The 12,162-nt window shown below is 46.3% G+C and carries 9 protein-coding genes; 4 read left to right on the plus strand and 5 right to left on the minus strand.

Going from position 1 to position 12,162, the window contains the following annotated elements; all coding sequences use genetic code 11:
- The first annotated feature begins 163 nt into the window (after positions 1-163).
- Positions 164-1,951 (plus strand): acid phosphatase, encoded by a 1,788-nt coding sequence (locus BN2762_RS11925; protein WP_392391591.1) that lies wholly within the window; start codon positions 164-166, stop codon positions 1,949-1,951.
- 130 nt (positions 1,952-2,081) lie between these two features.
- On the opposite strand, the gene BN2762_RS11930 is transcribed toward BN2762_RS11925, so the two are convergent.
- On the minus strand, positions 2,082-3,242 hold the full coding sequence (locus BN2762_RS11930) for a serine hydrolase domain-containing protein (RefSeq protein WP_055107203.1): 1,161 nt from the start codon (positions 3,240-3,242) through the stop codon (positions 2,082-2,084).
- A gap of 122 nt (positions 3,243-3,364) precedes the next feature.
- A complete protein-coding gene (pdxR, locus tag BN2762_RS11935; protein WP_055107204.1) occupies positions 3,365-4,774 on the minus strand; it encodes a MocR-like pyridoxine biosynthesis transcription factor PdxR in 1,410 nt (469 codons plus the stop codon).
- A gap of 159 nt (positions 4,775-4,933) precedes the next feature.
- On the opposite strand from pdxR, the gene hisC reads away from it, so the two are divergent.
- The gene (gene hisC, locus BN2762_RS11940; protein ID WP_055107205.1) at positions 4,934-5,992 is read left to right on the plus strand and encodes a histidinol-phosphate transaminase; all 1,059 of its coding nucleotides are present in this window, start codon (positions 4,934-4,936) and stop codon (positions 5,990-5,992) included.
- A gap of 125 nt (positions 5,993-6,117) precedes the next feature.
- Entirely contained in the window at positions 6,118-6,813 is a 696-nt protein-coding gene (gene sigK / locus BN2762_RS11945) for an RNA polymerase sporulation sigma factor SigK (RefSeq protein ID WP_055107206.1), read from the plus strand.
- A 169-nt stretch (positions 6,814-6,982) separates the two neighbouring features.
- Here sigK and BN2762_RS11950 read toward each other — a convergent pair whose 3' ends face one another.
- The 3 genes from BN2762_RS11950 to BN2762_RS11960 form a co-directional block, all read right to left on the minus strand.
- A complete protein-coding gene (locus BN2762_RS11950; RefSeq protein ID WP_055107207.1) occupies positions 6,983-8,287 on the minus strand; it encodes an ABC transporter substrate-binding protein in 1,305 nt (434 codons plus the stop codon).
- A 108-nt stretch (positions 8,288-8,395) separates the two neighbouring features.
- Entirely contained in the window at positions 8,396-9,238 is an 843-nt protein-coding gene (locus BN2762_RS11955) for a carbohydrate ABC transporter permease (RefSeq protein WP_055107208.1), read from the minus strand.
- On the minus strand, positions 9,238-10,128 hold the full coding sequence (locus BN2762_RS11960; protein ID WP_055107209.1) for a carbohydrate ABC transporter permease: 891 nt from the start codon (positions 10,126-10,128) through the stop codon (positions 9,238-9,240). The genes BN2762_RS11955 and BN2762_RS11960 overlap by 1 nt, the downstream gene beginning before the upstream one ends.
- 251 nt (positions 10,129-10,379) lie before the next feature.
- Here BN2762_RS11960 and BN2762_RS11965 point away from each other — a divergent pair, with 251 nt between their 5' ends.
- Positions 10,380-12,137, plus strand: coding sequence for a sensor histidine kinase (locus BN2762_RS11965; protein WP_230202501.1), 1,758 nt, complete (start codon positions 10,380-10,382; stop codon positions 12,135-12,137).
- Positions 12,138-12,162: the final 25 nt, after the last annotated feature.

Below are 12,162 nucleotides of genomic sequence, written 5' to 3' on the forward strand. Positions count from 1 at the left end.
GAATGAGCTGTTTTGCCTGATTGCCTGTTATGTCATGTCCAGAAATTTAATAATTTAATAACATGTCCCGGACTCTACCATGACAATCGTAAGTTACGGTTGATATGTACATATTTTTGTATAAATCTGAATTCATGCCAGCAGGAGGAGAATTATGTTTAAGTTGAAGCCGTCGAACAAAAAACGAATCGTTGTATCCTTAGCGGTATGTTTGCTGTCAGGGAGCCTTGGCGGAGGAGCAGGGGCAAGCGCCGTGGCAATCCCCGAATCGGTAGCTCCGCCGAAGCCGTCATGGGGTTACTTTGTGGACCATTACAAAAATAATGATAAAGATCATTTATCGGCCGTCTTCAATCCCGCGATTGGAGTTCTATCGGAATATCACAAGCTCTGGACTCCCGGGGACAGCTGGGATACGGGAAGCAAATTGAACAATGCGCTGCTGGACGCCAATATCCAGAAGGTCGTCGAAATCACTGCCAACCGGACGGTTGAAGAGGCGGAAGCCGCCTATTACGATGACCGCCGCAAGCAAAGCTACAGCGTCATTGAAGGATTAGGCCCCCTTACCGATATCTACCGCGTCAAAGCAGGAGCTAGGACGACGATCAAAAGCATTCCGGCCGACGCTACCCGTAAAAAATATGACGATGAGGGGACGAATTCGGGCATTCCCGAATCATCGCTTGGCAGTATTGTCAGCTTAGTCGATACGCTGCGCGGCAGCTATTCTTCGACGAATCCTGCGAAGAGCTATTACAACTATGCCCGCCCTTTCCGCTGGAATGACCATGTAGCTGTCCTGCCAACTCTTGTTCCAGCTCAAAACCCCGATCCAAGCAATGACGGCGGCTATCCCAGCGGTCACACGAATGCGGCATATTTGACGGCCTACGCGATGGCTTATGCCATCCCGGAGCGTTACCAAGAGCTGCTCACCCGCGCGTCGGAGCTTGGGCATAATCGGATTGTCGCAGGCATGCATTCGCCATTTGACGTCATGGGAGGGCGGGTCATGGCGACAGCGCTAGCTGCGGCAATCCTGAATGATCCGGCCAACAGCAGCCTGAAGAAGGCGGCCTACGAGGAGGCGCACAATATATTGCTCGCTCATACGGGGGCAGCGGCAGATCGTTTCAGCGATTATGCTGCGAACAAGCAGAACTTTACGAAGCGGTTGACTTATGATTTTCCACAGGCAGGGCCAACAGGCAAGCCGGCTGTCGTGCCGAAAGGAGCGGAGGTGCTGTTGGAGACGCGATTGCCATACCTGGACGATACGCAGCGCCGCTGGGTGCTGGCTACAACGGCTCTCCCTTCTGGATATCCCGTGCTGGATGACGAGGAAGGCTGGGGGCGTCTCAATCTCTTTGCAGCAGCGGATGGATACGGCGCATTTGCAGGTGACGTTACGGCAACAATGGATTCTACACAAGGCGGCTTTCATGCAGAGGACCGCTGGCGTAATGACATCTCCGGCATAGGCAGGCTGATTAAGAAAGGGACAGGCACATTAAAACTGGAAGGCAGCAATATGTATTCCGGGGGAACGCGGATCGACGGAGGGACGCTTGTTGGCGAATCCGAAACGGCGTTCGGCCTCGGGGACGTGTCCAATCAGGGAGGCACTCTCGTGGTTGCCAATGCTTCCGGCAAGCTGACGATCGGAGGAAGCTTCAAGCAGTCTGAGCAAGGAACACTGGAGCTTCGCCTTGACGGCCCAAATGATGGGCTGCGGATTAAGGGAAGCGCATCGTACGCAGGAAAGCTGCGGGTAAATTTTGCAAAGGGTTACGTGCCTAAGGGCGTCATCACGATTATTACGGACGGCAGTCCGGATAAAAATGGAGAATTTGCAACGGTAGAGACCGCCGGATTGCCGAGCGGTTATAAAGTTCAGACGATCTACAACGGTTATAGCGTTCAGTTGAAGGTGCATGCGGGCAAGTAGTTTTTGATGCCATCTAGGCATCGTCCAAACGAAACTGGAAAAGCCAATCTACGGTCTTCTCAACCCCGTAGATTGGCTATATGCATTTAAAATAATCTATCATTACGCTCTATTCTGCTGCTGTATAGGGTTACAAGCTGCCATAAGCCGCTGCGCGGACGCGAAGATGGTGATACTCCTCCATGTTAGGGAATAATTGATGCATGTACACGACCGAGAAACCTTCGCTTGGATCGATAGAAGTCCAGGTGCCCGCGGCGCCGGTCCAGCCGAATTCACCGATGGAGCTGTTGGAGTGGCCGGCCGCCGGATCCATCATGGTTCTGACGCCAAGCCCATAGCCGTAACCAGCAAGGTAGGAATTGTGGAAGTCGGCCAACTGTCTGTCATTTAAATGATTAGTCCGCATTAGATCGATCGTTTTCCGGCCGATGATTCGCTCACCCTTCCAAACTCCGCCGTTGGCCAGCATTTGCGTGAAGGCCAGATAATCCTTCAAGTTGGAGTATAGTCCGACACCGCCGCCCTCATAAATAGAGTCTGCCTGATGATGCTCATCAAGCCAGCCGGGAACCTCCTGCAGAGATCCATCTGCGGCAGGGCTATAACAGGAAGCCATCCGCTCCTCGATATTATCGCGATAACGGTATCCTGTGCTGGTCATTCCCAGCGGGCTGAACAGCTCCTCCTGCAAAAACTGGCCCAGCGATTTGCCGGAAATGACCTCGATCAAAGCGCCGACCAAGTCGTGCCCGTACCCGTAAAGCCACTGTGTGCCCGGTTCAAAGGCCAGCGGAACCTGAGCTGCGGCTTTGGCTTCGGTGAGCAGGCTGTATTTTCCATGCTCCTCCTTTAGCTTCTGCTGCAGATCTCTTAGCTGCCGGGCCGATTCGGATTCCCCGAAGGGGTAAGGAATTCCTGCGGTCATGCAGAACGCGTCTTTGATAAGAATCGGGTTTTTGGCGGCTTCCATATAGATTTCGCCGTTCGGTTTGGTCTTGACGACCTGCGGATTTTTAAATTCGGGAATGTATTCATGCAGCGGCTCATTCAGGAGAAAATGTCCTCTTTCGAAGAGCATCATGGCTGCGGTACATACGACGACTTTTGTCATAGAGAACAACCGGAACACCGTTTCGTCAGATATCGGGATTTCCTTGCTTACATTGGCATAACCGTGATAGCCTTCATACAAAATTTCCCCATGTCTTGCTACAGCGCAGGCACAGCCAGCAAGATTCTTCTTCGTAAAGCCGTCCAGCATTGCGTCCAGATGCCGAAAATCTCCCATCCCAAGTCCTCCGTTTCATTGATTTTAATCATCATACCGTTAAAAAAGTCCATAAATCCATGAATAAAGTCATCATACTGCAAACATGAGAAATTCGCCAATAGGAGAGAAAAGATAATCAATTATTTACCGGTCATTCCCCAGGCTTCGCCTAGCTTGGCAATTCCCGTTTGTATTTCATCCTCCGACAAGCTTCCAAATCCAATTAATACAGTAGAGGTCATGGCCTTTTTAGGATTCAGCCAATAGACGGAGGTCGGATAGACTTTAACTCCTGCATGTTCAGCAGTAAGAACTAACTGTTCTTCACTCATATTATTTTTAACCTTTAGCAATACATGGAGGCCTGAACCTTGCCCGATGATCTCTGCATTTTGCTCGAAAACAGACTTTATAGAATGCAGTAAAATTTCATATTTACGTTGATATAGGGAGCGCATTTTGCGAATATGACCTGCAAAATCCTGCGATTCCATAAACAACTGCAATGTCATTTGCAGGATCGGTGATGATAGCTGGTTATAGCCATGTTTTTTACGCTGAAAGTGCTCTAATAAAGGCTGCGGCAAGACCAGGTAACTGATTCTGATATGAGGAGTCAGAACCCTTGAAAAAGTTCCTATGTAAATTACCTTTTCATGTTCATCGAGGCTTTGCAATGAGGGGAGAGGCCGGCTGTTATAGCGGAATTCCCCGTCATAGTCGTTTTCTATAATATAAGCCTGCTGTTCCTTAGCCCATTGCAGCAGTCTCCGTCGTTTTTCCATGGGCAAAGTCATGCCGAAAGGAAACTGGTGCGAAGGGGTCACATAAACCGCTTGGGCCTTGCTTTGATATAACTCGTCTATGCTGATGCCATCCTTCTCAAGCGCAAGCGGACAAAAGGAAATTGAAGATAATTGATCGAAAATTCCCTTTACTCCTACATTGACTGCTTCCTCTGTGGCCACAACGGCCACTTCATCCTTAAATAGCTGAAATAACAAGCCTAAGGAATGATATGTGCCGGCCCCGATGATAATTTGCTCTGGCTCACAGCGGACACCGCGCATTTGATGCAAATACGATGCGATTTCTCTTCGCAACCCCGGCATGCCTTGGAGATCTCCGGATTGAAGCAGTTGAAGGTTTTCAGGCGTTAAGCATGCGTTGTTTAGCTTGTTCCACTTTTTGTAGGGGAAGTGAACTAGATCGGTCTTGTCATAGTGAAAATCCAGAATATTGCTCTGAGGTGTGTCTTTTATCAAAGCTGTATTAGTTTCGTGTGTTACGGACAAATGCTCATTAAATGAAGCGACATAGAAACCGCTCCGGGGCTTGCTCGTGACATACCCCTCTGCAAGCAGCAGCTCGTAGCAATCTGCAACGGGTGTTCTGCTTATTTCTAAATAGGCAGACAGATTTCTAACCGATGGCAGCCTTGTGTTCTCTTTAATTCTTCCTGATACTATTTCATCGCGTATATATTGGTACAGCTGTAGATACAGAGGGGCTTTGGATCCTTCCTCCAGGCTAGGTATTAATTGAATCACAAGGCTGACTCCTTTCCTGCTAGATCAATCTGACATCTAAAATTTACAAGATCTGACCATTTAACATTATTCCATCTCCAGATATCGTTATCATAATCTCTCTTGCAAGTGAAGTACATAGCTGTTGAATTTATTAATGGACGATAAGGAGTGGTGCAAATGCCGATCATTCTCGATCATATTGAGCGAATGAAACCGTATGTTACTGCTAAACAGCCAACGGAAAGCAGCGGAGCGATCAAGCTTCATCTAAATGAAAATCCGTATCCGCCTTCCAAGGAGGTAATTAAAGTTCTCAAGGAGATGGATGAGGAAAGTCTGCGCTTGTATCCGGATGGACTTTGTGAAGAGCTTCGAAATGAACTGGCCCAGAGGCATCAGGTCCAACCGGAGCAGATTTTGTGCGGAAACGGTTCAAGTGAAATTATTACACTTATTTTTCAAGCCTGCATTAATGCCGGGTCCAGAATTGCGATGCCTGATCCATCATTTGCTTTTTATCGTACCGCTGCTGCGGTTAGACAAGCACAGGTGGTTAACATTCCAACGAGAGAGGATTTTTCAATTGATATTAATTTATTGATAGATAGCGGTGCTGATGTCACGGTTCTTGTTAACCCGAATGCTCCTACAGGACGTTGTCTCCCCTATTCGGAGGTGAAGAGGCTGGTACATGGATTCTCCGGATTGGTCATCATTGATGAAGCCTACATTGATTTTGCCGATGAGGCCGCTTCTGCAGTACCGCTAATTTCAAGCTGCAACAATGTCATTGTGGTAAGGACATTTTCGAAGTCCTATTCGCTGTGTGGAGTACGAGTGGGCTATTGTTTTGCCGATGAAGAGATCATCGGTGCCTTGCTCAAGGTAAAGACGGCTTATAATGTGAACTGGCTCAGCCAAAAGCTTGCCTTAGCCGCATTATGCGATCAGAATGACCTGGCAGAGAAGACATCTGCCATCCGAAGAAATCGTGATATTTTATCGATCAAGCTTCAAGCTATGGGCTTTGCAGTCATTCCGTCACAGACTAACTTTGTTCTATGCACTCCCCCCGAACAGATGAATGCTAAGGAACTATACGAGCGCCTGCTTGAAAAACATATCTATGTACGGTATTTTGAACAACCCCGGCTTGAGGATAAACTCCGCATATCCATCGGCACAAGAGCCGAAATAGAACTGCTGTGTGAGGAAATTGAACGGCTGCTTAATTGAAGCGAGATACTTTCCCCGTACATGCACATCTAGGCCAGTGCCCACATACAATGTAGAACTGAACTTCATTGTGAGCTGGAGCGGGGCGTTCCCCTTCGGCCAATCGACGTGGGGGTGCTTTGTACATGGAATTATTTTCTGCGATTGCCTTGTTCGTGAAACAGCTGACTTTGCTTGTGTCTTATGTGAAAAACAATGCGTTTCCCCAGCCATTGACGGAGGAGGAGGAAGCGAAGCATCTTCAGCTCATGGCTGAAGGAGATGCTGTATCCCGAAATATGCTGATTGAGCATAATCTGCGGCTGGTGGCTCATATCGTCAAGAAATTCGATAATACCGGCGAGGATCTGGAGGATCTGATCTCGATCGGGACGATCGGTTTGATTAAAGCCATTGAGAGCTTCCGGCCGAACAAAGGGACCAAGCTGGCGACATTTGCGGCGCGCTGTATTGAGAACGAGATACTGATGCATCTCCGGTCGTTGAAGAAGACGCGTAAAGATGTGTCGCTGCACGATCCGATTGGAACGGATAAAGAGGGTAATGAAATCACACTCATAGATATTCTGGGAACGGAAGCCGACGACGTAGTGGACCGGGTTCAGCTGAAGATGGAGAAGAGCAAAATCTATCAAAACCTCGATATTCTCGAGGCCAGGGAGCAGGAGGTCATTAAGGGTCGCTTTGGTCTCGAGCATGGAGGCGAGGAGCGGACGCAGCGTGAAATCGCCAAGGAGCTGGGGATTAGCCGGAGCTATGTGTCGCGGATTGAGAAAAGGGCGCTGATGAAGCTGTATCATGAGTTTTATAAGAAAAAATAACGAGATGGATGAATCGTTTAAAAGAATTGTTTTTCAGTAATAGACTGCTTGATTTGAAAAAATGTATATTTGAAAACAACGAGCAGTTATATAATAGCAAACAAACCAGCTGGCAAAAGGGACTGCCAAGCTGGCTTGTTTGTCGAATTTTAAAATTGAAGTGATTTGACTACTGTTTTACAATATCTTGAACTGCCTTATCCAGCTTCTCCAGAAGCTCCTCTCTTGAGATTTGGGCTCCTAAGTATTCCTGCATCGCAGCTCCAAAGCCTTGCGTAACACCGTCCGGGAACAGGTCCCAGTACCAGCCGACAGCAGTTGAGGATTTCTCTTGGACGGCGACAGCAATTTGGCCAATGTCATTTTCTGTTGCCTCAATGCTTGTAAGGGCAGGGATAAATTTAAACTCTTTGCTTACAAATGTCTTTCCGGTTTCGGACGTTACCAGCCAGTTCAGAAAGTCTTTTGCTTCTTCCGGATGTTCCGATTTGCTGTTAACAATATAATTGCTAGGTACTCCGATTAAAACGCTGCCTTCCTTATCGTTGATTGGAGCTGGAAGCACTCCTAACTGCAGGCTAGGATCGATCTTATCGATGTCGGCTTGTGTCCAATTGCCTTGGATCATCATCGCAGCTTTACCTGCTGAAAAGTTGGCGATTTGTGAGGCGTAATCCGTTGTCATTTTATCCTTTTGTGCATGGTTGAATACCAAGTCGACCAGATCCAGCCATTGTTTGAAAACCTCATTGTCTTTAAAGGTCGCATTTCCTGCTTTGACATCTTCAATAAACTTTTGCGGATTGGGCTGGTTGGCGAGTCCGACATTGACCAGGTGCATACCTAGTGACCACCATTCATTCGTTGCCATGAAGGGTGTAATATCTGCGGAGTTTAACTTTTCAACGGCTTCTTTCAATTGTGAAAGGGTCTTAGGTTCTTCGGTAATTCCAGCTTTCTCAAACAATGACTTGTTATAAACAATACCGTATCCTTCCACATTCATGGGCATGCCGTAAAGCTTCCCGTCTACCGTAGTAGGGGTTTTTGACGTTTCAATCAGATCTTTGGTCCAAGGCTCGTCAGTAAGATCCGTCGTACGATCCATATAAGGAATCATGCCGACATAGCCGCCGTTATTGAAGATCTCCGGTTCGGAGCCCGAAGCCAATTCGGCCTTTAGCAATGCGCTATAATCTTCACCGCCGCCATGTGTTTCCACTTCTACTTTAACACCGGTTTCTTTCTCGTATTCTTCGGCCAGTTTATTAAGTGATTCGGCAATTTCAACTTTGTAGTTAAACATTTTAATGCTGATGTCTTTTTTTGTCCCTTGCTGGGTTTGTTCGGTGTTATTAGTCTGTGTACCTTGGTTCCCTTCCTTGCCGTTGCCATTGTTGCCGCTTTTGCCACAGCCTGCAATCATTAAAGTGAAAACGGTTGCGACAATCAGGGCGAGCTTCCATTTTTTCATATAATAACCTCCCTTTTTATTTTGCTTACAAGGCCATTCTATTGAAATCGCATTCAAGCAGACACTTAATATTTTGCTGAAAAAAGTGGACATTATTGTTATTGCTTCCTATCCTTTAACGGAACCTGCTGTCACACCCTCGAGGATATATTTTTGGAGGGAGAGAAAGAAAATGATAATCGGTGTAGTGGCCATTACCAGGCCAGCTAGCGCAAGGTCCCATTTTTTGGTGTACTGGCCGAAAAATTTCGTGACAGCCAAGGGTAAGGTTGTCAGATCTTTATTGCCTCCAATCACAAGTACGGGTAGCAGATAATCGTTCCAGATCCATAATGTATTCAGGATGACGACAGTAATTGCGATTGGCATTAATAGAGGAAAAACGATGCGGAAATAAACCCCGAAAGGGTTTGAACCGTCTACCTTGGCCGCCTCTTCCAATTCGACTGGAACCGTCTTGATAAATCCATGGAACAGAAATACGGATAACGGCATCCCAAAACCGAGATAACAAGCCACAATGCCGTATAATTCCCCGCGCAATTCCAGCAAACTTGTGACCCGAACCAATTGTAGCATGATGGACTGAAACGGTATGATCATGGCCGAAATCAGCAGTAGGAACACCAGCATATTGAATCGGGTTGGTTTCCGGACGATTTGGTAAGCAGCCATGGAACTGAACAGAACGATGAGAACTACGCTAAGTCCGGTAATTTGAAAGGAGTTCCATAATGCTTGAGGAAAGTCTATTGCGCTCCAGACGTTCCGGTAATTATCCCAGTGAAAGATTTGAGGAAAGGATGCTGCGTCGATCAGAATCTCTTTAAGCGTTTTAACCGAGTTGGTCAGCACCAGGTAAAAGGGAGCTAAAAAAAGGATGCCTAGTAATATAGCGGCGACTTCCACAATCAACAGTGTTGTTCGATATTTTTGATTTTGAGAGAACATTAGGCGGAAACCTCCTTGCGCTTGGTCACCCAAACCTGCGCAATTGTAATCGCCGACACGGCGAGAAAGAACAGAAGTGCTTTAGCTGTGCCCAGGCCATAACGGTTATTTATCAGAGCTTCGGCGTAGATGTTATAAGCCAATGATTGTGTTGAAGTGCCAGGACCGCCCTTCGTCAAAGACAGGTTGAGATCAAACATTTTGAAGGCGTTGGAAGTCGTAAGGAAGAGACAAATTGTAATCGCCGGCATAATCAAGGGAATGTATATTTTTCGCAGAAGTTGATGTGGACGTGCTCCGTCAATCTGGGCAGCTTCGATCAAATCTTTCGGGGTTCCTGCCAAGGCAGCAATATAGATAACCATCATATATCCTGCGGTTTGCCAGATAAACACGATAATGAGTCCCCAAAAACCAGTGGAAGGCGTCCCAAGCCATGGCAATTGAAAAAAGGATAGGCCGGTCAATTCTCCGATCGTGCTAAACCCCTTCGTGAAAATGAACTGCCAAATATATCCGAGCAGAATGCCGCCTATCACATTAGGCATAAAGAAGACCGTTCGAAGAATTTTCCGTGTCTTTAAGGACCGGGTCAAAATTAGCGCGAGGGATAATGCTAAGATGTTGGAGAAGATCACTGAAATTACTGTAAACTTCAGCGTGAAGATAAGAGATTCCCAGAACTTGTCGTCGTTCATGAAGATTTTTCTCCAATTATCCGCCCCCGTCCAGACAGCCTTATCCAAGTCGAGACCGTTCCAATCGGTGAATGCGTAATAGAACCCGAGGGCGAATGGGACGAGCACAATGATGACAAAAAATAAGAGACACGGACCGAGAAATATAATTTGCTGGGCCCAATCTTTTTTCGAGCGCAAGACTCTGTTCATATGTTTTCTCCTTTCAGTTCTGCGAGGTTAACAAATTCAGTATAGAAAGGATAGATGCTATACAACACTCATTTTTATGACAATAAAAGTGGAATATTTTGCGGCCCTTTGCTAAGATGTTGAGAAAAAAAGGGGGGATATGACTGTTTCGCAAAAGTATCCGTTTTAAGTTAATAGCGCTTCTTCTGATCGCGGTAATGCTTCCGAACGGCGTTTCAATCACGGTCTCTTACTTTTATACCAAAGTATCTGTGACGGAAAAATCGATTCGCGAAAATACGAACTATCTCACGCTTGGGGGAGCGAATCTTCAAAGCTATTTCACAGGAATTCATGAATTAGCCATGTCCATTTATAGCGGAATCAATATCCCGGATTCCCTGTATACCGCGATATTGTCGGCCAAACCTCACGATTTGCCGGATGCGGGTCCAATCGAAGACTTAAAACGCAATGTTTTTTCGAGCCAGCTGCTCAATATGTTCCAATCCAATAAGGATATCTATCAGATTCATTTGTTCGTGAACGCAAATAAACAATCCAATACCTTATTGAAGGGTTTTTTTCGTAGAGAATATAACGACTCATATCGCCCCCCAGTCTCTCCGTCAGGAAAAGTGGAGCCATATATTGAGGTCTCGCATCCTGATCACAGATATGGTATGAAATCGGGAATACCCAATCTTAAACCGGGTCTGATTGAGGTTTTTAGTGCCCACTATCCCATTTACCGTACGCCAAGCGATGAAGCCATGGGTTATCTTTCTATAGATTTTCGTTTAAGTGAGCTTGAGGAAATTTCAAAGTCAATGAATGAGCAGGGGGCGGAGCAAATTTTCTTGCTTAACGAACAGGGTGAAGCCCTTTATTCTTCCGATCCGGATTTGATAGGAAAGACGATAAAAGCGGGATGGAGTAAAGTCCCATCCGAAGAAGAAGACGGTCATTTTTCTTGGAAGGATGAACGTTTCGAAGGGATTGTGTTTTACAGGGCGATCCAAAGTCCTTTATTTAAGGGTTATCTTCTCAAACTGGTCCCCTATGATAATTTATATGGGGATGCCAAAACCATAACTCGAATCACGACAGGAATCGGTATACTGTTTTTAATTATTGGCATGATCGCTGCTATTCTGATTTCTATTCGTTTTACGAATCCGATTAAACGGCTTATCTCCTTCACGCAAAAGGTACAAACCGGTGATATGGAGGCCCGGGTCGAGGTTGTCACCGAAGATGAATTCGGGATATTAACAAGAAAAATCAATAATATGACGCAAACCATCAATAATTTGATTTTAAAGGAATACAAGCTTGAAATCGCCAATAAGAGCAATCAGTTAAAGGCGCTCCAAGCTCAGATCAACCCGCATTTCCTGTATAATGCATTACAATCGATAGCTACGATGTCGCTTAAGTACAAAGCATTGGAGGTTTATGAACGGATTTGTGCGCTCGGAAGCATGATGCGATATACAATGGCTACGGGGATAAACACGGTCACGCTTCAAGAAGAGGTCGAGCATGCGGAACATTACCTCATGTTGCAAAAGGAACGATTTGGTGAAGAAAATCTTGAAGTTCATTTTGATATCGCGGAAGAAACCAGAATGCAAGCTGTTCCAAAAATGATTTTACAACCGCTCGTAGAAAATATATTTAAGCATGCTTTTGAGGACGGAATCGTGAGTGGAAGAATACGTGTACATATGGTCAGTCGCTTGGACGAGGCAGGAAATCTGTCAATCGCCGTCTCGGATAACGGAAGGAAGCTGCCGCCGGAAAGAGTTCTGGAGATGGAGTCGGCGATCAATGCCGAGATCAGGAATGAAATTGAACAAATTGGGCTTCGAAATGTATTGGCAAGACTCCGGTTGTATTTCGGTAAAGAAGCCAGCTTGACGATGAGGGGACATGAAAAAGGAGGCTTAACCGTATCTTTGTGGATACCTACCAAAAATTACATAAGTATGGAGGCGGACAAGGGTGAAAGCACTGATCGTCGATGATGAGAAGCATGTAAGGGAGGCGATT

Source organism: Paenibacillus ihumii, assembly GCF_001403875.1.
GTDB classification, from domain to species: Bacteria; Bacillota; Bacilli; order Paenibacillales; family Paenibacillaceae; genus Fontibacillus; species Fontibacillus ihumii.

Bases quoted from the DNA above. Each gene is read 5' to 3' on its own strand.
- BN2762_RS11955 (WP_055107208.1), bottom strand. From the start codon at position 9,238: ATGTTCTCTCAAAATCAAAAATATCGAACAACACTGTTGATTGTGGAA.
- hisC (WP_055107205.1), top strand. From the start codon at position 4,934: ATGCCGATCATTCTCGATCATATTGAGCGAATGAAACCGTATGTTACT.
- BN2762_RS11960 (WP_055107209.1), bottom strand. From the start codon at position 10,128: ATGAACAGAGTCTTGCGCTCGAAAAAAGATTGGGCCCAGCAAATTATA.
- sigK (WP_055107206.1), top strand. From the start codon at position 6,118: ATGGAATTATTTTCTGCGATTGCCTTGTTCGTGAAACAGCTGACTTTG.
- BN2762_RS11930 (WP_055107203.1), bottom strand. From the start codon at position 3,242: ATGGGAGATTTTCGGCATCTGGACGCAATGCTGGACGGCTTTACGAAG.
- BN2762_RS11950 (WP_055107207.1), bottom strand. From the start codon at position 8,287: ATGAAAAAATGGAAGCTCGCCCTGATTGTCGCAACCGTTTTCACTTTA.